Raw genomic sequence first — 22,657 nt, 5'->3', positions numbered from 1 at the left:
AATTGCACGCGACTGACCTTTCAGGTATCGGCTGAAACCACGAAATATTTACGTACCATTTTGACGCGGGGTCAGTCGGCCAGGGCTGCGGTCTGTCTCAGCAACCTCACCAGCTCCTGGGCAGCGCGTTGCAGCGGCTGCTGCTTGAGCCAGAAGGCATGCACCGGCAGGCGCAGTTCATTGCGGGTGTTGCGAAAATCCAGTTGCACCAGTCGCCCGGCCTTGAGCAGCGGGGCAATGCGCGACAGCGGGAAGTCGCCCCAGCCAAGCCCGGCCTCGACCATCTCGATGGCCATGCTGAGGCTGTCGGTGCGCCAGTGCGAGGCACCGATCAGCACGCGGGGGTCGAGCATCGGCAAATCGCGGCTGGCCACCACGATCTGGCGCACGTTGACCAGGTCTTCGAGGTAGCGCACCTGCTCGCCCAGCGCGGGGTGATGGGGCGAGAGGGTGGCGGTCAGCGACTCCATGCCGACCTGTTCGAAGCGCTGGCGCGGGTCGACCGTCAGCCCGGCAAACGCCAGGCACAGTTGCACGCGACCCTCGTGCAGCAGGTGCAGCGCATCTTCCTGCGGGGCGCTGAGCACCTCCACCTGCAGCAGCGGGTGGCGCTGGCTGATCTGGCCGATGGCCTGGAGCAGCGGCTGGTGATCGATGTCGGGCACCACGCCGATGGCCAGGGTGCTTTCCAGGCCCTGGGAAAGCTCGATGGCGTGCACCTGAAGCTGCGTCAGCTGGTCGGCGATCAGCCGGGCATGGGGCTCCAGCGCCAGGGCCAGCGGGGTGGGGCGGGTTTCACGGTGGGTACGCTCGAACAGGGCAAAGCCTAGCTCCGCCTCCAGGTTGGCGATGGCCATGCTGACTGCCGAGGGTACCCGCCCCAATGCCCGGGCGGCAGCCGAGAACGAGCCGCGGTCGAGCACTGCAAGAAACAGTTCGATAGTGTCGCTGGAAAAATTCATCAGCCTCTCCTTTCAGTAGATCTGATAGCTGCTGACTTTTTCTGTCAAGAAGATTGACGCATCCTGCCGGCCGAATTTGATTTGCCGAGGGGTGAAAAGGTGCAAGGTCTGAAACGCAAGCTGGTGTATGTAACGGCCTATGAAGGTATCGGGCTGTGCCTGTCGACACTCGGGCTGGCGCTGCTGTCCGGTACCGCGCCCAGCAACACCGGGCCGCTGGCCGTAATGATCACCACCATCGCGATGGTGTGGAATTTCATCTACAACACCCTGTTCGAGTACTGGGAGAGCCGCCAGGCCACACGGGGGCGCAGCGTGGCCCGGCGCGTGGCGCACGCGATCGGGTTCCAGCTGACCCTGGTGGTGTACCTGATCCCGCTGATTGCCTGGTGGCTGGGGATTTCGCTTTGGGAGGCCTTCGTGGTGGACCTGGCGTTCATCATCCTGATCCCGTGCTACACGTTCCTCTACAACTGGCTGTTCGATCGGGTGTTCGGGCTGCCGAGTTCGGCATCGGCACAGGTATCGCCCGCCGTGTAGGTCGTGCAGGCCCGCGATGCTTTGCTTCTGAGCGTCGGCTAGGCATAGAATGATAGGAATTCTCATTCGTACCCCCGGTCGCCCATGTCCACTCCCGATCCCGCGTTGCGCGAACAGGTCAGCCGTATCTATCAGGACCACCACCGCTGGTTGCAGGGCTGGCTGCGTCCGCGGGTGGCCTGTCGGCACCTGGCGGCCGACCTGATGCAGGACGTGTTCGTGCGGGTGCTCAGCGCCCCGGACGCCAGCGACCGGCTAGGCGCGGTACGCGAACCACGCGGCTACCTGGCCACCATCGCGCGGCGTTTGATGATCGACTACTTTCGCCGTGCCCGCCTCGAGCGGGCTTGGTTGCAGGCACTGGCCGAGCAGCCCGAAGCGGTGGAGATATCCGAGCAGGAGCGGCTGATCCTGCTGCAGACCCTGTGCGAGCTGGATGCCATGCTGGCGGGGCTCGGCCCGCGCATACGCCGGGCCTTTCTGCTGTCGCAGCTCGATGGCATGACCTACAGGCTGATCGGCGAGGAGCTGGGGGTTTCCGAGGTGACGGTCACCCGCTATATCGCCAAGGCCTTTCACCACTGTACGCTGTACAGCCTGCAAGCCGACTCGTGACCCCATGGCTACTCTCGACCCTCTCCAGCGCGCCGCGCTGGAACAGGCTGCGCTTTGGCGCGCCCGCCTCAATGCTGATGCCGTGGATGATACCGACCGGCAAGCGTGGCAGACCTGGCTGGACGCCCACGACCAGCATCGCTGGGCCTGGCAACAGGTCGTCCAGGTTCAGCAGCGGCTTGGCCAGCTATCTGGCGGGCTGGCCGGGCGTACCCTGGACATCGCCGGGCAGCCTGCCGCGATCCCGCGGCGCGGCGTGCTCAAGGGCATACTGGTGCTGGCCGGCACCAGCGGCCTGGGCTGGGCCGGCTACCGAGAGCTGAGCAGCGGGCCGTGGACGGCGGACTACCATACCCGCGTCGGCAAGCGTCAGGCATTGACCCTGGCCGATGGCACCCGGCTCGAACTCAACACCGACACTGCCCTGGATGTGCGCTACGACAACCAGCAGCGCCTGCTGGTACTGCGCCAGGGCGAGGTGATGATCACCAGCGCCGCCGACAAGGCCGGGCGCCCGTTGCGGGTGCAGACCGTCAACGGCACCGTCGAGGCGCTGGGCACGCGCTTTCTGGTGCGCCGCGACAGCGACGCCAGCAGCACGCAACTGGCGGTGTACCAGGGCCAGGTGGGCGTGATGCCGCGCGATGGCATGGGGGGGGCCGTGGTCGATGCCGGGGATCAGGTGCGGTTTTCACACCCCAAGTTCGTGCTTGGCTCGCCGCTGGAGCCCGACCGCGATGCCTGGCGCAGGGGGCTGCTGATTGCCAACGACCAGATGCTGGGGGTATTCATCGCCGAGCTGCGGCGTTATCGCCCCGGTTGGCTCAACTGTGCCAACGAGGTTTCCAGCCTGCGTATCAGCGGTACCTTCAAGCTCGACGACACCGAGCAGATTCTGCGCGCCATCGGCAAGACCCTGCCGGTGCGGGTCGAGCGGCGCACAAAATACTGGGTAAGCATCGAACCCCTCACCACCTGAAAAATATTTTTCGTAAATGATAGGTATTCGCTCCTTCGTTCGACTTCTAGGCATGCAGGCGTGATGGCCTGACTGCCAACCAGAAGAGAAAAGAACCGATGAATACCCGATCACCGGTCGCGGCAAGGCTGCGTACCACGCTGTTGTGCTCCACCCTGCTGTGGCCGCTGGCGATGCCGGGCATGGCGCACGCCGACAGCACCACACCGACCGAATACAACCTCGACCAGGGCGACCTGGGTCAGGTTCTGAACCGCTTCGCCGCCCAGGCCGGCGTGGTGCTGTCGTTCGCACCGAGCCTGACCGCGGGCAAGGCCAGCGCCGGCCTGCACGGGCGTTACAGTGTCGAGCAGGGCCTGCAGGCGTTGCTCGAGGGCAATGGCCTGATCGCCGTGCGTGAAGACGATGGGCGCTACAGCCTGGCACCGCTGCCGCAAACTGCCGGGGCGCTGAACCTGGGCGTGACCGAAGTCACCAGCAACCAGTTGGGTACCATCACCGAAGACAGCGGCTCGTACACGCCAGGCACCATCGCCACCGCCACACGGCTGGTGCTGACACCGCGCGAAACGCCCCAGACCATCACCGTGGTCACCCGTCAGCACATGGACGATTTCGGGCTCAACAACATCGACGATGTGATGCGCCATACCCCGGGCATCACCGTGTCGGCCTTCGACAGCGACCGCACCAGCTACTATGCCCGCGGCTTCTCGATCAACAACTTCCAGTACGACGGCATCCCCTCGACGGCGCGCAACGTCGGCTATTCGGCCGGCAACACCTTGAGCGACATGGCCATCTATGACCGCGTGGAAGTGCTCAAGGGCGCTACCGGCCTGCTCACCGGCGCGGGGTCGCTGGGGGCCACGATCAACCTGGTGCGCAAGAAGCCGACTGCCGATTTCAAGGGGCATTTCACCCTGGGCGCCGGCAGCTGGGACAACTATCGCAGCGAACTCGACGTGGGCGGCCCGCTGACCGACAGCGGCAACGTGCGCGGCCGTGCGGTGGCGGCCTACCAGGACAAGCACTCGTTCATGGACCACTACCAGCGCAAGACCAACGTCTACTACGGCATCCTCGAATTCGACCTGAGCCCGGACACCCTGCTCACCGTGGGCGGTGACTACCAGGACAACAAGCCGGAAGGCTCGAGCTGGTCGGGCAGCATTCCGCTGTTCGATGCCCAGGGCAACCGCAACGACCTGCCACGCCACTTCAACAACGGCGCCAAGTGGAGCCACTGGAACCAGTACACCCGCACCGTGTTTGCCAGCCTGGAGCATCACCTGGCCAACGGCTGGGTTGCCAAGGCGCAGTTGGACCACAAGATCAACGGCTATGACGCGCCGCTGGGCTCGATCCAGGGTTACTACCCGCGCGCCGACGGCACCGCCAGCCTCTATTCGGCCAAATACACGGGCGAGACGGTGAGCAATTCGGCCGACCTCTACGCCAGCGGGCCGTTCGAGCTGCTGGGGCGTGAGCACGAACTGGTGATCGGTACCTCGTTTGCCCAGTCTCACTGGGAAGGCAAGGGCTGGTGGAGCGCCAGATACCCCAATGGCAACTCCGTCGACTACGGCAGCTGGAACGGCAACACCCCCGAACCGGACTGGGGGGAGCAGACCCAGACCGTGGATGACCGCGTGCGTCAGACCGGCACCTACGTGACCACCCGCCTGCACCCCACCGACGACCTGACGCTGCTGCTCGGTGCACGCCTGGCCAACTACCGCATCAACGGCGTGACCGCCAACGGCCGCGAGGACGATCGCCTGCTGCCCTACCTGGGGGCGGTGTACGACCTCAATGACTACCTGTCGCTGTACGCCAGCTACACCGATATCTTCATGCCGCAGGATGCCTGGTACCGCGACCGCAACAACCGCCTGCTCGACCCGGATGAAGGGCAGAACTACGAGGTGGGCCTGAAGGGTGAGTTCCTGGACGGGCGTCTGAATGCGAGCCTGGCGTATTTCGAGATTCACCAGAGCAGCCGGGGCGAAGAGGACCGGGCCTACAACGGCAACCCGACCAACCCGGCGGTCGAGTATGCCTACGAAGGCATCAAGGCCAAGACCAAGGGTTATGAGGCAGAGATCTCCGGCGAACTGGCTGAGGGCTGGCAACTGCAAGGGGGTTACACCCACAAGGTGATCCGCGATGACCAGGGCAAGAAGGTGTCGACCTGGGAGCCCGAGGACCAGGTCAGTTTCTACACCAGCTACAAGCTCAAGGGGGCGCTCGACCGCTTGACCATCGGCGGTGGTGCGCGTTGGCAGGGCAAGGGCTGGCAGGTGTTGTCGAACAATGTCAAGAAGCGCGACGAAGAGTTTGCCCAGGACCCTTACTGGCTGGTGGACCTGATGGCGCGTTACCAGATCAGCGAGCAGCTGTCGGCCACGCTGAACGTCAACAACGTGTTCGACAAGGCCTACTTCACCAATATCGGCTTCTACAACTCGGCCTCTTATGGCGACCCGCGCAACGTGATGGTGACCACTCGCTGGGACTTCTGAGGCCAGCGTGCCGAGGTATCAGGCCTGCCGTTGGGCGAGGCAGGCCTGGTGGATCGCGTCCCAGCATTCCTGGCTCCACAGGCGGATCCAGGTGGCGGCCCACAGGCGGTCCCAATGCCGGCGCAACGGGTTGCGTCGGCGCGCCTCCAGCAGCTCTTCGATTTCTTCGTTGAGCGATACCGGCTCGAAACCGGTCCATACCGGTGGTACCGGCGCCACGATGTTGTAGTAGCAGACCGGCGCGACTTCCTCGTAGAAGATGCGCTTGAGCTCGGCCAGGTCGAAGGGTTCGAGTTCGCGGGCGATCCAGGCGTAGTCCACCCAGCTGTCGACGAACGACTCGGAGAGCAGGGCGCGGACGTTGTGGCGTTGTTCTGGGGTCACGGGGCGGGCTCTTGTGGGAATGCCCGATGCTGCGCGGTTTGTCGCTGGCAGGTCAAGCGCAGCAAGACCCTTCGCCGGCAAGGTCGGCTCCTGCACAACACCTCCTGCAGGAGCCGGCCTTGCCGGCGAAAGGCGCACCGCCATTCTCAATCCAGGCTCAGCTTGGCCTCGATGCGGTCCAGGTGCTGGTGCATCAACTGCAGCGCCGCCTCGCTGTCGCCGTCCTCCAGTGCGTCCACCAGGGCTGCATGTTCCTGCCAGGCGCAGTGTTCGCAAGGCTGGGTCTCGTACTGGGCAATGATCAGCGACGTCATGGGCACCAGCCCGTTGAGAAACCGTGTCAACGGGGCATTGTCGGCCATCTCCGCCAGCTTCAGGTGAAACTCGCCCCCCAGACGAATCGCCGTGCACCGATGGCCCTGCTCGTGGTGCTTGCGCTCGCGGGCAATCAGCTCGCGCAACTGGCGGATGCGTGGGGCACTGGTGCGCCGCGCCGCCAGCCCGATCAGCGTGGTTTCAGCCAGGCGCCGGGCACTGAGCACCTGGCGCGCCTGCTGCGGGTCGGGTGCGGCCAGCCGGGCGGTGTGCGCCGGGCGTTGCACCACCACCTGCTGGTCGGACAGGCGCCCCAGCACGCGGCGGATCACCGTGCGGCTCACGCCGAAGGCCTGGCCCAGCGCCTGCTCGGTCAGCGCGGTCCCTGGCGCCAGGCGCTGTTCGAGGATCGCATCGAACAGGCGCGGGTAGATCTCGTCAGCGCTCAGGCGCTGCTCGCCGGCCGCCAGCAGCGCGGGCAGGGCGATCGCGGACGGGGTAGCAGGGCAGGCGTTCATGGTCGCTCTCCTGGTCAGTTGCCCGGGTGTTCATCCGGAATGGTCAATTCGATGCCCATGCGCAGGCCTTCCTGCAGAATATGCCGGCGCATCTGCGCACTGGCCTGGGCGCTGTCCTTGTTGCGGATGGCGCGCACCACCGCCTCGTTCTCTTCCAGGCGCGCGGCCAGGTGCTCGGGCGAGTTGTGCAGCACCTGGGCGCTCTGCTTGAGGGCATTGCTGGTCTGCTGCACCACACTCTGGAAAATCGGGTTGGCGGTCAGTGCGAACAGCTCTTCGTGAAATGCCAGGTAGGCGCGCACCCCGGCTTCGCTGTCGCTGGCCTCCAGGGCCTCGCGCATGTCCATCAGGGTCAGGCGCAACTGGCCGATTTCCTTGCTGCTGACCGACTGCGCCACCAGCCCGACAATGAACGGCTCCAGCGTGTAACGCAGCTGCAGCACGTCCTCCAGGCTGGCTCCGGCCACGGCCGCGGGGGCCTGTACCAGCTCCTGGGTGCCGGGGTCGAGCACCAGCACTCCCTTGCCTGGCATGGAACGCACCAGGCCGAGGGTCTCCAGCACCGTGACCGCCTCGCGCAGGCTTGGTCGGCTGATGCCCAGTTGCTCGGCCAGTTCTCGCTGACCCGGGAGCATCTCGCCCGAGCGCCACTGGCCACGGGCCAGTGCCTGGCGCAGTTTCTCCACTACCGCATTCACTACCGTCGATGAGGTAATCACTGTTTGCTCCCTGAAAACACATGCATACGTCGTTGCCTAGAATTCCTGTTGATGGGCAGGGGTGGGCAGCTTGCGCGTCTGGAAGCTGAAGCCCTGCTTGCCGTTGAGTACGTTGTTGGCGCGTTCCAGATCAATGTCCTTTTCCCAGCGGGCGATGGCCACGGTGGCCACGCAGTTGCCGATCAGGTTGGTCAGCGCGCGGCCGATGCCCATGAACCAGTCCACCGCCAGCACCAGCACCAGGCCCACTACCGGGATGGCCGGTACTGCCGTGAGGGTGGCTGCCAGAATCACCAGCGCCGACCCCGGAATGCCGTGGGCGCCCTTGGAGGTGATCAGCGACACCAGCAGGATGGTCAGCAGGTCGGTCATGGCCAGCGGTGTGCCGGTGGCGTTGGCGATGAACACGATGGCCAGGGTGAGGTAGATGGAGAAACCGTCCAGGTTGAAGGAGTAGCCCGTGGGGATCACCAGGCCGACGGTGGAGCTGCCGATGCCCAGGTGTTCGAGCTTGCGCATGATCTGCGGCAGGACCGCATCGGACGAAGCAGTACCCAGCACGATGCCCAGTTCTTCGCGCATGTACTTGAGGAACGGGAACAGCTTCAGGCCCGAGACGCGCATCACTGTCCCCAGGATCACCAGCACGAAGCCTGCACAGGTCACGTAGAACAGCGCCACCAGGCCGCCCAGGTGTTGCAGCGAGTCCAGGCCGTACTGGCTGGTGGTGAAGGCGATGGCGCCAAACACGCCGATCGGCGCCAGGCGCACGATCATGCCCATGATGCGGAAGATCACATGGCTCAGTTCGTTTATCAGCCGGGTGATGCCCGACGCGGCCTCGCCCACCAGGTTCAGGGCGCTGCCGAACAGCACCGAGAACAGCAGCACCTGGAGGATGTTGTTGTCGGCGAAGGCGCCGAGCACCGAATTGGGTATCAGGCCCATGAGGAACGCTGCCGTGCCCTGGATATGCTGGCCACGCTCGGCCAGCGCACCGGCATCGGCGGTCGACAATTGGTCGAGGTGGATGTTGGCACCGGTACCGATGCCTGAGGTGAATGCCAGTACCAGCCCCAGCACCAGCGCAATGGTGGTCAGCACTTCGAAGTAGATCACCGACTTGAGGCCGATGCGGCCAACCTTCTTGAGGTCGCCGGCACCGGAAATGCCGCTGACCACCACGCAGAACACAATCAGCCCGATGAGCATCTTGATCAGCTTGATGAAGCCGTCACCGAGGGGTTTGAGTTGCAGGGAAACTTCAGGAAAGCTCAGGCCGCAGGCGATGCCGAGCATCAGGCCGAGCACCACTTGGAGGAAGATCGAACGCGAGCACCATTTGAGCATGGGGAGGGATCTCTGGTCGGTGTCCGTGCTTCTGGCAACAAGCGCCGAGCGACAGACTTAATTATTGTGGTCTTACCGGTATGTCCAGTGCAGGCGCAGTGTAGGCGGGGTTTTTGCGGGTTTGCAAGTATTTCGCGAATCCAGGGCATCAGATCGGTTTTACCGGTCTGACCAGTTACAGTACTTATCGACGACAAAAGCGCTTCAAGCAACAGTGGCAGGCGCCTGTCACGCTTTTGCGAGGGCAGTGATCAAGGCTTGGAAAGGGCCAGGTCTACCGCTGCAATCAGCTTTCCCAGGTCCTTGGGTGGAGCTTTGTGAATAACACCGAACAAGTAGGCACGTTGCTCGTCCGCATCTTCCAGGTCGGCGAAAAAGGCATTGAGCTTGACGCCCAGCACGTCGGCAAAGGTGAACAGCGCTTCGACACTGGGGGTGTAGGTGCCGGTTTCAAAGCGGCTTATGGTTTTGGGGTCAAAACCGGTTTTTTCGCCAAGTTCAGCCTGAGTAAGCCCGGCTACCTTGCGATAGCGTCTGATGGCTGGACCCAAACTAGATAATTCCATCGCTCGATTCCCATTTAGAATCAAGAACTTAACGATAAATATTGGCATTGCACAACGCCACGTTTCATCACCTTTCCTTGCAAAATGTGATGTATTTCGTAGAATCGTTCACTTGGACCGACATTTACGCTGCAGGTTTCAGGGCCGCTGGACAAGGCTTTAGCGTGCGCTTCAGGGAGTTTTAACGTGCGTCTCAATCTGCCGGTCACGGCTGTCGAACAGACCTTTCCGGACCATCAGCGGCTGATTTCCGCCACCGATACCGACAGTAACATCACCTATTGCAATGCCGAATTCGCCGCCATGAGTGGCTTCAGCCAGGCGGAACTGATCGGCAGCACGCACAACCTGGTGCGCCACCCGGACATGCCGCCTGCCGTATTTGCCCTGATGTGGCAGTACCTCAAGGCCGGCCAGAGCTGGATGGGCATCGTCAAGAACCGCTGCAAGAACGGCAACTTCTACTGGGTCAGCGCCTACGTCACACCGGTGCTCGAGGACGGCCGCCTGGTCGGCTACGAATCGGTACGGGTCAAGCCCACTCGCGATCAGGTGCAGCGCGCCGAAGCGCTGTATGCCCGTCTGCGTGAAGGCAAGCCCCCCGTGCCCTTCGGGCGTCGCCTGGCCCTGCAGGGCCGCGTGCTTGCGCTGCCGTTGCTGGCAGCCGCTTTGGCCATGGGCGCCAACCGGCTGTTGCCGGGCTGGGGCGGGCAGGGCATCACGCTGGCGCTGTTCGTGGCGGTGGGCCTGTGGGGGCACAATCGCCTGCGCCATGAAGTGCGCCAGATCGTGCGCAGCACCCCCAACACGTTCTCCGACCCGATCAGCGCGCTGGCCTACAGCGAAGCGCTGGGCCCGACCGCGCAACTGCAGATGGTGTTGATCAGTGAAGAGGCGCGCCTGAAAACCGCGCTGACGCGCCTGAGCGACCTGGCCAACCAGATGGCCGTGGCCGCCAGCGATTCCAGCCGGCTGTCCAATGCCACCGAGCTGGCGCTGCTCGACCAGCGCGCCGAAACCGACATGACCGCGGCGGCGATGACCGAGATGGCGGCATCCATCGCCGAAGTGGCGGTGCATGTACAGCAGACCGCCAGCGAGGCCGGCACCGCCAACCAGCTGGCCGAACAGGGCAGCCAGGTGGCCGGTACCTCGCGCGAGGCGATCCAGCTGCTGGCCAGCACCGTCACCCAGATCAACCAGGCGGTCGGCCACCTGGCCGGGCAGACCCAGGACATCATGCTGGCTGCCAGCGTGATCCAGGCGATTGCCGACCAGACCAACCTGCTGGCGCTCAACGCTGCCATCGAGGCGGCGCGTGCCGGCGAGCAGGGCCGCGGCTTTGCCGTGGTGGCCGATGAGGTGCGCGCCCTGGCAGGCAAGACCCGCCAGTCGACCCAGCAGATCCAGGGCATCATCGAGACCCTGCGCAGCGGCGCCGATGACGCGGTGAGCATCGCCAACCTGGGCATCCAGGAGGCCGAGCAGGGCGTGGCGCAGGTGGTCGAGGCGCAGCGCGCACTGCAAGGCATTCGCGAGGCGGTGGCACGCATCACCGATATGACCCAGCAGATGGCGGCCGCCTCGCAGGAGCAGTCCTACGTGGCGGAGGACGTGTCGCAGCAGATCAATCGGGTAGCCGGCACGGTGCAGAAGACTGCCGACAACGCCAATGCCGCCGCCACCCGTGGTGGCGAGCTTGAGCATATTTCCAGCGGCCTGCGTGCCTTGGTTGAACGCTTCAACCGATAGCCGCCAGGCGAGTGAACGAGCATGGATGACAACTACCGCGCGGCCGTCGACGCGGCCGCGATCTTTTCCGAAACCGACCTCGCCGGACGCATCACCTACGTCAACCAGCAGTTCTGCAGCATCTCCGGCTACAGCCGTGAAGAGCTGCTGGGGGCCAACCACCGCATCCTCAATTCCGGCCTGCACGGCAGTGACTTCTTCGAGAGCATGTGGGCATCGCTGGTAGCCGGCAAGGTCTGGAAGGGCGAGATCTGCAACCGCGCCAAGAACGGCTCGTTGTACTGGGTCGACAGCACCATGGTGCCACTGCTGGACCCGGCCACCGGCAAGGTCCGCAAGTATGTGTCGATCCGCTTCGACGTCAGCGAGAAACGCCAGCTGGTGCACACCCTGCAATGGCGCGTGGGGCATGACGTGCTCACCGGGCTGCCCAACCGCGCATTCCTTTCGGACCTGCTGAACCAGGCCCTGGAATTCTCGCGCACCGAGCAGTTCCCGCTGGCGGTGTGCATGCTCGATCTGGACGGCTTCAAGGCGGTCAACGACGGCTATGGGCATGCCTGCGGCGACCTGCTGCTGGTCGAGGTGGCGGCGCGGCTCAAGGGCATACTGCGTGGCGGCGATGCGGTTGCGCGGTTGTCTGGTGACGAGTTCGTGCTGATTCTGCGCCATGTCGAGGGCCAGGCGCAGTTGCGCACGGTGCTGGGGCGGGTGCTGTCGGCGGTGGCGGCGCCGTATTCGATTCGTGGCCAGCAGATCAGTGTCAGCGCCAGTATCGGCGTGACCCTGTACCCGGCCGACAACGATGATGCCGACACCCTGCTGCGCCATGCCGACCAGGCGATGTACGTGGCCAAGCAGAGCGGACGCAACCGCTTCCACCTGTTCGACGTATCGCTGGACCAGGAAGTGAAGGCCACGCACCAGACGGTTGAGCGGGTCCGCCGCGCCATGAAGAATGGCGAGCTGCGCCTGTTCTACCAGCCCAAGGTGAACATGCGCAGTGGCGAGGTGCTGGGCTTCGAGGCCTTGCTGCGCTGGCAGCACCCGGTCAAGGGGCTGGTGCCGCCAGCGGAGTTCCTGCCGTTGATCGAGCAGACCGACCTGATCGTGGACATCGGCGAGTGGGTGATCGACCGCGCGATGGCGCAGATGCAGCATTGGCAGGACGCCGGGTATCGCTGGTCGGTGAGCGTGAACATCGCGGCGCGCCACTTTCAACGGTCTGACTTCGTCGAGCGCCTGCGCCTGTTGCTTGCGCGTCATGACGGGGTTGCGCCGCGCATGCTCGATCTTGAGATCGTCGAGTCGGTGGCAATCGAGAACATCAAGCGGGTCAGCGAATGCCTGGAGGCGTGTCAGCAGTTGGGGGTGCAGTTTTCACTGGATGACTTTGGCACCGGCTATTCGTCGCTGAGCTATCTCAAGCGCCTGCCCACCCAGGCGATCAAGATCGACAAGTCGTTCGTGCGCGACATCCTGCATGACCAGGATGACCTGGCCCTGACCCGCGCGGTGATCGGCCTGGCACGGGCCTTCGGGCGCCAGGTGATCGCCGAGGGGGTGGAGACGGTGGAGCATGGCGAGGTGCTGATGGGGCTTGGCTGCGATGTGGCGCAGGGCTACGGCATCGCCCGGCCGATGCCGGCGGCGGAGGTGGTGGGATGGGTGCGCGAGTATGTGCAGCCGCATGAGTGGGTGGTGTTGCGCCAGGGGTGATACCGCATCGGGCCCTTGGCCGGCAAGGCCGGCTCCTGCAGGGCCGGCGCTACAACTGCGGCGCCGTGTTCTTCACCACCGCCAGTTCCGGGTGCGCCACCAGCTTGTCGATGTGCAACTCGTCGTTGTTCATCCAGGTTTCGCTCAGCACCCGGTAATGCTCCATGTCCCGGCAGCGCATGCGCAGGCTGTAGTCGAAATGCCCGCTGATGAGCTGGCACTCGAATACCTGCGGGCAGGCCTTCATGCAGGCCTCGAAGGCCCGCTGGGCCGAGCGCCCGCTCTGGTTGGACAACGCCACCAGCACCAGCAGCGACAACCCTGGCGACACCCGCTGCACATCGATGATCGCGCCATAACCACGTATCACCCCGCGTCGCTCCAGTTTGCGCACCCGCTCCAGGCAAGGCCTGGGCGTCAGATGCACCAGCGAAGACAGCTTCTCGTAGGTGATGCGCCCGTTGTGGCGCAGTACGTCGATGATCGCCTCGTCGATCCGATCCAGAGGCGGCGTGTCATGCAAGCGGTTGGCCTTGGTGTCCATGGTGGCGTCGGTTCACTTCAAACGGTTGGAAAGAAATTGCTGCAGGCGTTCGCTCTGCGGCTGGTCGAGCATCTGCGGGCCGCCCTGTTCCTCGACCCGGCCCTGGTGCAGGAACAGTACCTGGCTCGACACCTGGCGAGCAAAGCCCATCTCGTGGGTGACCATCAGCATGGTACGGCCTTCCTCGGCCAGCGTCTGTATCACCTTGAGCACTTCGCCAACCAGTTCCGGGTCCAGTGCCGAGGTCGGTTCGTCGAACAGGATGATCTCCGGTTCCATCGCCAGCGCCCGCGCAATGGCCACGCGCTGCTGTTGCCCGCCAGACAGGAATGCCGGGTACTGATCGGCCGCGCGCCCTGGCAAGCCGACCTTGTCCAGGTAGGCGCGGGCGCGGGCCTCGGCCTCGCGCGGGCTCACCCCAAGCACGCGGCGCGGCGCCAGGCAGATGTTCTCCAGCACGGTCATGTGGCTCCACAGGTTGAAGTGCTGGAACACCATGGCCAGGCGCGTGCGCAGGTTCTGCAACTGGGCCGGGTTCGGCGCGCGGGTGCCGGCGCGGCCCTGGTGCATCTCGATGCTCTGGTCGTCGAGGGTGATCACGCCCGAGTCCGGCTGTTCGAGAAAGTTGATGCACCGCAGCATGGTGCTCTTGCCCGAGCCGCTGGCACCGATCAGGCTGATCACGTCGCCCTTGCGCGCCTGCAGCGAGACGCCCTTGAGTACCTGGTGATCGCCATAGCTCTTGTGCAGTGCATCCACGCTCAGTTTGATGGCGGCGCTGCTGACGCGTGGGGCGGTAGGGGTTTCGTACAGGGCCTGGCCATGGGCCGGCAGGGGGTGTGCGCAAAGGGTCATGGGTCAGCCTCGGGCAGGAACAAGGAAACGCATCCAGCGGCGTTCGGCCAGGCGAAACAGCCCGACCAGCGCGAAGGACAGCAACATGTACAGAATGGCCGCGATGCCGAAGGCCTGGAACGTCAGAAAGGTCGCGGCGTTGGCGTCGCGGGCCACTTTGAGGACGTCGGCGACGGTGGCGGTGAACGCCAGCGAGGTGGCATGCAGCATCAGGATCAGCTCGTTGCTGTACACCGGCAGCGCACGGCGCAGGGCTGCCGGCAGCACCACGAACAGGTTCAGGCGCCAGCCATGCAGGCCGTAGGCCTGGGCGGCCTCGATCTCGCCATGGGGGATGTTGCGAATGGCCCCGGCGAAGATCTCCACGGTGTAGGCGCAGGTGTTGAGCACAAAGGCCAGCAGCGTGCAGTTGAGCGCATTGCGCAAGAACTGGTCGAGCAGCGCGTTGTCACGCACCACCTCCAGCCCGTACAGCCCGGTGTAGCAGATCAACAACTGGATATACAGCGGGGTGCCGCGAAACACGAAGGTGTACAGCTCTACCGGCCAGCGCAGCCAGCGCTTGCGCGACACCCGCGCCAGCGCCAGTGGCAACGACAGCACCAGACCCAGCACCATGGTCACGATGAACAGCCACAGCGTCATGGCCAGCCCCGACATGCCCGCGCCATCGCTGTACAGGTAGGCCCGGCCGTATTCCTGAAGCAGTTCGATCATGATGCCAACCCCTTGATGCCGGTGTTGTAGCGCCGTTCCAGCACCTTGAACAGGCGATTGGAAAGGGTGGTGATAAGCAGGTAGACCAGCCCCGCGAACAGCAGAAAGTACAACGGCTCATTGGTGGTCTTGCCGGCGTTCTGCGCAGCCTTCACCAGGTCGGAGAGGCCGATGATCGACACCAGCGCGGTGGACTTGAGCAGCACCAGCCAGTTGTTGCCCAGCCCCGGCAGGGCGAAGCGCATCAGTTGCGGGAACAGCACCAGCTGGAAGCGCTGCACGCGGCTCAGCCCGTAGGCGGTAGCCGCTTCCAGCTGGCCATGGGGCACGCTGAGGATCGCTGCGCGAAAGTTCTCGGTGAAGTAGGCGCCATAGATGAAGCCCAGGGTGATCACGCCGGCCATGAACGGGTTGATCTCGACGTAATCCCAGCCAAGCAGCTCGGTCAGGTCGTTGAGCCACAGCTGCAGGGTGTAGAAGATCAGCAGGATCAGCACCAGGTCGGGCACGCTGCGAATCAGCGTGGTGTAGAGGGTGGCGGGAATGCGCAGCAGGCGCAGCGAGGACAGCTTGGCGCTGGCGCCGATCAGGCCCAGCAGCAGGCTCAGGCCCAGTGACAGAAAGGCCAGTTGCAGGGTCATCCAGGTTCCTTGCAGCAACAGCGGGCCGAAGCCCTGCAGGCTCAGCGCCTGCAAGCCGGCGGAGGTGAGGAAGTCGTTCACGGGAAAACTCTCGGTAGGACCAAAGGCGGGTGCGACAGCGCACCGGGCCGTGCAGGCCCGGGCTCTGCAGGCGATTACTCGTTGTAGATATCGAGGTCGCCGACGTACTTCTGCTGGATCCTGGCGAAGGTGCCATCGGCCAGCACCGCGGCGATGCCCTTGTCGATCAGCGCCTTGAGCTCGGCGTCGTTCTTGCGCAGGCCCATGGCGATGTCCAGGGGCAGGGTGGGGTCCTTGATTGCCGGGCCGCTCTTGAAGTTCGCGCCTTCGGGGGTGTTGAGGAAGTTCAGCTGTGCTTCGAGCTTGTCGGTGAGGGTGGCGTCCAGGCGCCCGTTCATGAGGTCGGCATAGTTCTGGTTCTGGGCCTGGTAGGCTTTGACCCGGGCACCCAGCGGCGCCAGCTTGGCGCGGGCGTAGGCCTCTTGCAGCGAGCCTTGCAACACGCCAACGGTCTTGCCCTCGAGCGATTCGGGGGTGTCGCCGAAGTCGGCGCCCTTGCGCACGATCACCGAGGTGGGGCTGAGGAACAGGCGATCGGAAAACTCGATCTGCTTCTGACGGGCCGGCGTCACCGCCATGGACGACATGATTGCGTCGAACTTGCGTGCACGCAGGGCCGGGATCATGCCGTCGAATTCGTTGTGCACCCAGGTGCACTTGACCTGCAGCTTTTCACAGATGGCATTGCCCAGCTCGATGTCGAGACCTTGCAGGCTGCCATCGGCGGCGACGGATTCGAAGGGCGGGTATTCGGGGAACACGCCGAAACGGATTTCTTTCCATTCCTGGGCCTGGACTGTGCTCGCGCACATGGGCAGGAGCAGCACGCTGAGCAGCTTTCGCAGCGAGGTCATAAAGGTATCCCTGTGTCTTGTAGTTGATGTAGGGCAGTGAACGCTTCGTTGGCCTGAGCCTTGGTCTGTGTGTGACTCTTCGGTCTGGCGTCAGAATGCGTGAAGGCAGCATTTTTTTTGTGTCGTTTGGGCCGGCGCTGGCTGCCGGATTCTGCTGTTGGCGATTCGGTGTCAGCCGAATCGGCTGCATGACCTCCTGTTTTGGCTTCGGGGCAGCTTGCTGTGTACGGCCGTGCAAGGTGCACGGCCGCCTGGATTGACGTGCAGGCCCGGTCTAGGCGCGTTTCTTGTGCACCGCCTGAACCTTGGGCAGCAGCCGTGCAAACAGGTCCTTGGGGTTTTCCAGGGCCGGCACCAGGTCGATTTCATGGCCGATATCCAGGGCCTTGGCCACATCCAGCACATAGCGCAGGGCCGAGTAGTCTTCGATGGCAAAGCCCACCGAGTCGAACAGGGTGACCTGGGTGTCGTTCTCGCGGCCGATGCCCTGGCCGTTGACCACTTGCCAGAACTCGGTGATCGGCGAGTCGGCTGGCATCTGCTGGATCTCGCCCTCGATGCGGCTCTGCGGTTCGTACTCGACGATCACCCGTGCGGCGTCGACGATGTCGCGGTGCAGCTCGGTCTTGCCCGGGCAGTCGCCACCCACCGCGTTCAAGTGCATGCCCGGCTCGATCATGTCGGCGGTCAGGATGGTGGCGTAGGCTTTGTCGGCGGTGACCGTGGTGACGATGTCGGCGCCGCGTACCGCGTCGGCCACGGAGCTGGCCAGTACCACCTTGATCGCCGGGAAGGCGCGAAGGTTCGCGGCCAGTTTGGCCGTGGCTTGTGGGTCCAGGTCGTACAGGCGGATTTCCTCGATGCCCACCAGCGCGTGGAAGGCGATGGCCTGGAATTCGCTCTGCGAGCCGTTGCCGATCAGCGCCATGCTGCGGCTGTCGGGACGCGCCAGGTAGCGTGCGGCCAGGGCCGAGGTGGCGGCGGTGCGGATCGCGGTGGTCAGGGTCATTTCGCTGAGCAGCAATGGCGCGCCGGTGTCGACATCGCCCAGCGCACCGAACGCCATCACGGTGAGCATGCCCCGCTGGGTGTTCTTCGGGTGGCCGTTGACGTACTTGAAGGCGTAGAGGTTGGCGTCGGAGGCCGGCATCAGCTCGATCACCCCGTCTGGCGAGTGGTTGGCCAGGCGCGCGCACTTTTCGAAGTCGTGCCAGCGCAGGTAGTCCTGGCGGATGTACTCGGCCATTTCTTCCAGGCAGGTGGTGAGGCCCTTGCGGGCGACCAGTTGGCTGAGGTCGTTGACGTCGATGTAACGGGTCATGGGGAGCTCCTTCTTGTGGTCGGTCAATTGCGCACCGGCAGGTGCACTTCGGCGAGCATGCAGCGCGCGCTGCCGCCGCCGATGCGTTCGATGTTGTCGATGTTCACCACCACCGGGTGGGTGTGCCGCTCGACCTGGCGGCGCTGCTCGGGGTGCAGCGAGCGCCAGGCACTGCGCGACATCACCAGCAGCGGCTGGCCTTGCTTGTCGTGCACTTCGAGCATGTTGCCGGCGAAGCCTTCGAGCTGGTCGAAGTCCAGGGCCAGGATGTCCTTGCCGGTGGCGCGCAGGCTGTGTTCCAGGGTACGGCGCTCGTCGGCATCGGGCAGTGCCTTGAGGCACACCACCGACAGCCCGCGGCCCACGCTCATCATCACGTTGCAGTGGTAGATGGGCGCCCGCTGCCGGTCGACGGCGTGAAACAGGCACAGGCGGTAGTCGAGCCTGTCGGCGAACTGGCGCAGTGCTTCGGTGTGGGTGCGCCCGGAGTGGCAGGCGTAGCTGATGCGGTGTTCGCGGTCGAGCACCATGCTGCCGGTGCCTTCCAGGAACATGCTCTGTTGCTCCAGCGGGCTCAGGTCGATGGTGTTGTGAATGCTGAAACGGTCGGCGAGCACCTGCAGCACGCCCTTGTCGCGTTCCAGGCGGCGGTTGTGGCCCTCCATCGGGTAGAGCACCAGGCTGCCGTCGGCGTGGCTGCTCCACCAGTTGTTGGGGAAGATCGAGTCAGGCGTGTGCGGGGCCGGCGTGTCCTGCACCACCAGCACCTCGACGCCATGCTGGCGCAGAGTGTCCACATAGCCGTCGAACTCTTCCAGCGCTTTATGCTGTGCCTGGTCGGGGTCCAGTGCAGGCTGCTGGAAGCGGTTGTTGAGTGCGGTGTCCGGGTTGAAGGCGAACCGCGCGGGGCGGATCATCAAGACTGTATTGGTGGTTTGCATCGAGGCACGCATCCGGGGTTGGCAGTGCGTCTATTGTCGATGCAGTGGCGCTGCAATCCCGGCTGAAGCGCGCAGGGCGCTCAGCGGGGAAAGCTGAAAAGCGGGGTATTGCAGCGTAATCGGCTGTGCCGGTTCAGGGCAGGTGCTCGGCCATGTCACGCAACTGGTTGGCCAGCGCGACGGCAGCACGGGCGCTGTGTTCGCCTGCCACCAGGTGCGTGAAGGGCAGGTCGATCAGCCGGCCCTCGCGCACCGCACGCAACTTCGAGAGGGCCGGGTGGTTGTGCAGGTACTCGCGCTTGCGCCGGGCCGGCGACCAGACGGCGTCGGCCAGGATGATCACGTCCGGGTCGCGTTGCAGCAGGGTTTCGGGGTCGACGGTCACGCGGTGCAGGTCGACGTCGGCGAACAGGTTGCGCCCACCGGCGACCTGGATCAGTTGGGTGATGAAGCCGCGGCTGCCCTCGCTGTCGAGGCCCTGGTGCTCGCTGTCCAGGTAGAACACCGAAAGCGGGGCATGCTGCGCGGCGAGCTGGCGGGCGCGGTCCAGGTCTGCTCGTTGCTGCGCGATCAGCCGAGCGGCCTGGGGTTCGCGCTGCAGCAGCTTGCCCAGGCTGCGCAGGTCGTCTTCGATGGCCGCGAAACCGGAGGCCGGGCGCGGGTCGCAGGCGTTCTCCAGCAGATAGCTGCCGATGCCATTGCGGGTCAGGTGGGTACGGGCGCCCACGCCATCGCGAAAGGCGCTGGCGAAACCGCCGACCACCAGGTCGTAGCGCTGGGCATAGAACACCTCCGGCGAGGGATACAGCCGCGACAGCAGGGGCACGCCGCGGTAGCGCCGGGAGGCCAGCGCCTCTGGGTCGTCATCGATGTAGCTCACCGCAACCAGCGACGGGCCGACCTGCAGGGCCAGCAGCAGGTCGGCGGCATGCTGGTTGAGCGCCAGGATGCGCTGCGGCGGGGCGTGCGGCAGGGTCCAGTCCTGGCCGCAGTTACGGTAGGTCTGGGCATGGGCCGTGGTGCCGAGCAGGCACAACAGCAGGCAGAGCAGGCGCGTCATGGGGTATCACCATTGAGCAGCAGTGCGCTGACCGGGGTACCTGCGACCAGGTGCTCGCGCACCAAGCGGCGGGCATCGTCGGCGCTGGCGATGCGGTACCAGCAGCGCTCGGGGTAGACGGTGGCGACCGGGCCCAGGTTGCACGGGAACTGGCAGTGGGTGCGGGTCAGCAGCACGCCGTCGGCGGTTTCCATGCGCTGGGCGGCGAGCAGTTCGTTGCGCACCACTTTCCACACCTGCTGCGCGCCGCGCTGGGTGCAGCGCGGGCCGGTGCACAGCATCACGTGGCGGGCGTGAGCGGGAATGTGCGACCACTCGGGTTTGCTGGGGATGGGCATGGGCTTGTCCTTGAGTCCGTGGTGCGGCTTTCGCGGGTCAAGCCCGCTCCCACAGGTGACGGATGAGCCTGTGGGAGCGGGCTTGACCCGCGCTGCTTCTAGAAGCTGTAGGTGTAACGCACTTCGCTGGTGAACGGCCTTCCCAGGTTCTGCACCTTGCGCGCGCCGCTGTCCATGCTGGTGGTGTAGTCGCGGTCCAGCAGGTTCTCCAGCAGCAGGCTCAGGCGATGCTGGCGGGCGCCGTCCAGGTAGCGGTAGGCATCGGCGTCCACCACGGTGTAATGCCCGTAGTCCACATCCCGCGGGCTTTTCACCGTGCCGATGTAGCGCACCGCCGCGCCTGCGCCCCACATCCGGTCACCCGACTCGTACCCCAGCCGGCTGCGTGCAAAGAACCCGGGAATGTTGTTGAGGGTGGCGCCGTTGCGCGACTCGCTCAGGTTGCGCGTCATGTCTGCCGCCAGCTGCCAGCGGTCACTGAGCTGGAACTGCCCGTTGACCTCGACGCCGCGCACCTGGATCTCGCCATCGCCGTTGACCCATTGTGCATCCACGATGGTGATCAGGTCCTCGATGCGCCGGGTGAACAGCGTACCGCTCAGGCTGTAAGGCTGGCCCTGGATCAGGCCGGTGTAGTCCAGGCCCAGTTCGGCATTGCGGCTCTTCTCCGGCTTGAGGTTGGGGTTGCCCATCTCGTCGCCCGGTTCGTTGACGTACAGTTGCTCGGCGTTGGGCAGCTTGTAGGCGGTGCCGAACTGGCCGCGCAGCTTGAGCTGGTCGGTCAGGTCGTAGAGCGAGGTGAGCATGCCCACCGTGGCACTGTCACCACCGCTCAGGTGCTCGCGGCGCACGCCGATGCTGGGGTGCCAGTCAGGCAGGGCGTCGATGACAGGGCGCAGCTGCACATACAGCGCATGGGCCTCGGCCTGGTTGTTATCGATCTTGAGCACGTCGTCCTTGCCCTTGAACCACTGGTTGTCGGTACCGAACACCAGGGTGTGCTCGTCGGGGAGCACGGCCTTGCCTTCGGCCTGCATGCCCCAGTCGCTGAAGCCCCAGTAGTCGTCGTGGTTGAGGGTGCGGGTGCTGCCGTCGGTGTTGTTGTAGATGCGGGTGTAGCGCGTATCCCAATCGTTCATGTGGCCTTTGACGAAGTAGCTGAAGTCGGGGTTCAGGCGCTGCTCGAAAGTGGCCGTGGCGATCTGCTGCACGCGGTCGTTGGTGGTACGGCGGTTGGCGTCCGGGCGCAGGAAGTCCAGGTTGGCGGCGCTGTACTGGTAGAACAGCTCCAGGCGGCTGTCATCGCCCAGGCTTTGTGCGGCCTTGGCGCCGAAAGTGTTGACCTCGTAGCTGCGCTTCTTGTCGCTGACCGTCGAGGTGATCTGGCTGCTGTGGTAGGGCTGGTAGCCCTCGGACACGTTGTGGCTGACGTAGGCCAGCAGCCCCAGGTCGCCCAGGCCGTTGCTGAAGATGCGCTCGATACGGGCATCGCCGTTGCGCCCCATGAAGCTGTCGACGCCCAGGTTGACCTGGCCCGAGGGGTCGCGGCTATGGGCCGAACGGGTGACGATGTTGATGACCCCGGCCACGGCCTGGGTGCCGAACAGCAGGCTCTGGCCGCCCTTGAGTACCTCGATGCGCTCGATGGCGGCGGCGGGCAGGGTGTCTATATAGATGCCGCCGTAGAGACGGTTGTTCAGGCGCACCCCGTCGAGCATGATCAGCGTGTCGTCGTTGCGCCCGCCCAGCAGCGAATAGGTGCCATAGTCGAACGGCCCCTGCTTGGGCGCCACATACAGGCCGGGGACGAACATCTGCAGCACGCGGGTGATGTCGGCGCTGGGGCCGGCGCGCTCGATCTGCTCGCGGTCCACGACCTCCACCTTGCTGCCATAGCGCGCCATCTCGGCCACCGTGGTGGACTCCACCGAGGGTGCGGAAACGATCTGCTGGTCGAGGGTCAGGGGTTCGCTGGCCGCCAGGGCCGGGCTGCCGATCAGGCAACCGATCAGGGTAAAACGACGTGTCTTCATCTACTTCTCGAAAAAGGATTTTTCGGGAAGCGCACAGGAGGGTTCCGGCGAACGCGCGCCAGAATACCGGCTCGTGCCCGCCCACCGCAGGTTTGCCAAAATGACTGAACGCATCCTTTCAACAGTCGTGGGTTTGCAGGCCGGTCTCCGGGCTTGCGAGGCTCGAAGTCATCCGCCTTCCCATGCGTTGCGCACAGTGGCCTGTTGGATGCTTCACTCGCTTACCGTTGCGGGGGCAGCGCCGGACTAGTCATGCAAGACGCACCGGCTTCCCGTTTCACCTGCTGCACGGCGGCAGCAGGCACCTGAAACTGGGCCGCATCTGACC

The 22,657-nt window shown here is 64.7% G+C and carries 22 protein-coding genes and 1 riboswitch; of the genes, 6 read left to right on the top strand and 16 right to left on the bottom strand.

Features of this window, described 5'->3' with window-relative positions; all coding sequences use genetic code 11:
• Window positions 1–71: 71 nt before the first annotated feature.
• Entirely contained in the window at window positions 72–962 is an 891-nt protein-coding gene (locus tag FW760_RS16260) for a LysR family transcriptional regulator (RefSeq protein WP_043864522.1), read from the bottom strand.
• Between the two features lie 99 nt (window positions 963–1,061).
• Between FW760_RS16260 and FW760_RS16255 the strand changes: the two genes are divergently transcribed.
• The 4 genes from FW760_RS16255 to FW760_RS16240 all read left to right on the top strand — a co-directional run bounded on the left by FW760_RS16255 (window position 1,062) and on the right by FW760_RS16240 (window position 5,621).
• A complete protein-coding gene (locus tag FW760_RS16255) occupies window positions 1,062–1,502 on the top strand; it encodes a PACE efflux transporter (RefSeq protein ID WP_043864659.1) in 441 nt (146 codons plus the stop codon).
• Window positions 1,503–1,586: 84 nt separating this feature from the next.
• Entirely contained in the window at window positions 1,587–2,117 is a 531-nt protein-coding gene (locus FW760_RS16250; RefSeq protein ID WP_043864521.1) for a sigma-70 family RNA polymerase sigma factor, read from the top strand.
• Window positions 2,118–2,121: 4 nt separating this feature from the next.
• Window positions 2,122–3,096, top strand: coding sequence for a FecR domain-containing protein (locus FW760_RS16245; protein ID WP_043864520.1), 975 nt, complete (start codon window positions 2,122–2,124; stop codon window positions 3,094–3,096).
• Between the two features lie 98 nt (window positions 3,097–3,194).
• Window positions 3,195–5,621, top strand: coding sequence for a TonB-dependent siderophore receptor (locus tag FW760_RS16240; protein WP_213606001.1), 2,427 nt, complete (start codon window positions 3,195–3,197; stop codon window positions 5,619–5,621).
• A gap of 18 nt (window positions 5,622–5,639) precedes the next feature.
• Here the strand turns inward: FW760_RS16240 and FW760_RS16235 are convergent, their stop codons facing one another.
• The 5 genes from FW760_RS16235 to FW760_RS16215 all read right to left on the bottom strand — a co-directional run bounded on the left by FW760_RS16235 (window position 5,640) and on the right by FW760_RS16215 (window position 9,473).
• Window positions 5,640–6,005 carry a DUF7079 family protein gene (locus FW760_RS16235; protein ID WP_063612014.1) on the bottom strand — a complete coding sequence of 122 codons (366 nt, stop codon included), beginning with the start codon at window positions 6,003–6,005 and terminating at the stop codon, window positions 5,640–5,642.
• 146 nt (window positions 6,006–6,151) lie between these two features.
• On the bottom strand, window positions 6,152–6,838 hold the full coding sequence (locus tag FW760_RS16230; protein ID WP_043864518.1) for a GntR family transcriptional regulator: 687 nt from the start codon (window positions 6,836–6,838) through the stop codon (window positions 6,152–6,154).
• A gap of 14 nt (window positions 6,839–6,852) precedes the next feature.
• Window positions 6,853–7,557: a FadR/GntR family transcriptional regulator gene (locus FW760_RS16225; RefSeq protein ID WP_054915296.1), complete on the bottom strand. Its 705-nt coding sequence runs from the start codon at window positions 7,555–7,557 to the stop codon at window positions 6,853–6,855.
• 36 nt (window positions 7,558–7,593) lie between these two features.
• The gene (locus FW760_RS16220) at window positions 7,594–8,907 is read right to left on the bottom strand and encodes a C4-dicarboxylate transporter DctA (RefSeq protein WP_043864516.1); all 1,314 of its coding nucleotides are present in this window, start codon (window positions 8,905–8,907) and stop codon (window positions 7,594–7,596) included.
• A 251-nt stretch (window positions 8,908–9,158) separates the two neighbouring features.
• Window positions 9,159–9,473 (bottom strand): helix-turn-helix domain-containing protein, encoded by a 315-nt coding sequence (locus FW760_RS16215; RefSeq protein ID WP_043864657.1) that lies wholly within the window; start codon window positions 9,471–9,473, stop codon window positions 9,159–9,161.
• 186 nt (window positions 9,474–9,659) lie between these two features.
• On the opposite strand from FW760_RS16215, the gene FW760_RS16210 reads away from it, so the two are divergent.
• Window positions 9,660–11,225 carry a methyl-accepting chemotaxis protein gene (locus tag FW760_RS16210; protein WP_043864515.1) on the top strand — a complete coding sequence of 522 codons (1,566 nt, stop codon included), beginning with the start codon at window positions 9,660–9,662 and terminating at the stop codon, window positions 11,223–11,225.
• Between the two features lie 21 nt (window positions 11,226–11,246).
• Window positions 11,247–12,944 carry a putative bifunctional diguanylate cyclase/phosphodiesterase gene (locus tag FW760_RS16205; protein ID WP_446443886.1) on the top strand — a complete coding sequence of 566 codons (1,698 nt, stop codon included), beginning with the start codon at window positions 11,247–11,249 and terminating at the stop codon, window positions 12,942–12,944.
• Window positions 12,945–12,993: 49 nt separating this feature from the next.
• Here the strand turns inward: FW760_RS16205 and FW760_RS16200 are convergent, their stop codons facing one another.
• The 10 genes from FW760_RS16200 to FW760_RS16155 all read right to left on the bottom strand — a co-directional run bounded on the left by FW760_RS16200 (window position 12,994) and on the right by FW760_RS16155 (window position 22,329).
• Window positions 12,994–13,488 (bottom strand): Lrp/AsnC family transcriptional regulator, encoded by a 495-nt coding sequence (locus tag FW760_RS16200; RefSeq protein ID WP_043864513.1) that lies wholly within the window; start codon window positions 13,486–13,488, stop codon window positions 12,994–12,996.
• Between the two features lie 12 nt (window positions 13,489–13,500).
• Entirely contained in the window at window positions 13,501–14,343 is an 843-nt protein-coding gene (locus FW760_RS16195; RefSeq protein WP_229589384.1) for an ABC transporter ATP-binding protein, read from the bottom strand.
• A gap of 3 nt (window positions 14,344–14,346) precedes the next feature.
• Complete coding sequence (locus tag FW760_RS16190) at window positions 14,347–15,060, bottom strand: ABC transporter permease (protein ID WP_043864512.1); 714 nt, start codon at window positions 15,058–15,060, stop codon at window positions 14,347–14,349.
• Window positions 15,057–15,782 carry an ABC transporter permease gene (locus FW760_RS16185; RefSeq protein WP_446443885.1) on the bottom strand — a complete coding sequence of 242 codons (726 nt, stop codon included), beginning with the start codon at window positions 15,780–15,782 and terminating at the stop codon, window positions 15,057–15,059. The genes FW760_RS16190 and FW760_RS16185 overlap by 4 nt, the downstream gene beginning before the upstream one ends.
• A 74-nt stretch (window positions 15,783–15,856) precedes the next feature.
• Complete coding sequence (locus tag FW760_RS16180; RefSeq protein WP_054915295.1) at window positions 15,857–16,636, bottom strand: ABC transporter substrate-binding protein; 780 nt, start codon at window positions 16,634–16,636, stop codon at window positions 15,857–15,859.
• A 274-nt stretch (window positions 16,637–16,910) separates the two neighbouring features.
• Complete coding sequence (locus tag FW760_RS16175) at window positions 16,911–17,957, bottom strand: ornithine cyclodeaminase (RefSeq protein WP_446443884.1); 1,047 nt, start codon at window positions 17,955–17,957, stop codon at window positions 16,911–16,913.
• A 23-nt stretch (window positions 17,958–17,980) separates the two neighbouring features.
• A complete protein-coding gene (gene ctlX / locus FW760_RS16170; RefSeq protein ID WP_446443883.1) occupies window positions 17,981–18,898 on the bottom strand; it encodes a citrulline utilization hydrolase CtlX in 918 nt (305 codons plus the stop codon).
• 133 nt (window positions 18,899–19,031) lie between these two features.
• The gene (locus tag FW760_RS16165) at window positions 19,032–19,958 is read right to left on the bottom strand and encodes an ABC transporter substrate-binding protein (protein WP_043864508.1); all 927 of its coding nucleotides are present in this window, start codon (window positions 19,956–19,958) and stop codon (window positions 19,032–19,034) included.
• On the bottom strand, window positions 19,955–20,296 hold the full coding sequence (locus FW760_RS16160) for a (2Fe-2S) ferredoxin domain-containing protein (RefSeq protein ID WP_043864507.1): 342 nt from the start codon (window positions 20,294–20,296) through the stop codon (window positions 19,955–19,957). The genes FW760_RS16165 and FW760_RS16160 overlap by 4 nt, the downstream gene beginning before the upstream one ends.
• A 98-nt stretch (window positions 20,297–20,394) precedes the next feature.
• The gene (locus FW760_RS16155) at window positions 20,395–22,329 is read right to left on the bottom strand and encodes a TonB-dependent receptor plug domain-containing protein (RefSeq protein ID WP_446443882.1); all 1,935 of its coding nucleotides are present in this window, start codon (window positions 22,327–22,329) and stop codon (window positions 20,395–20,397) included.
• A 121-nt stretch (window positions 22,330–22,450) separates the two neighbouring features.
• A riboswitch (cobalamin riboswitch) is annotated at window positions 22,451–22,653 on the bottom strand.
• Between the last annotated feature and the right edge of the window lie 4 nt (window positions 22,654–22,657).

This window comes from Pseudomonas sp. 1176_21 (genome assembly GCF_052850635.1).
The sequence above is the reverse complement of the archived record's forward strand: the minus strand, read 5'-3'. Positions and strand labels throughout refer to the sequence as shown.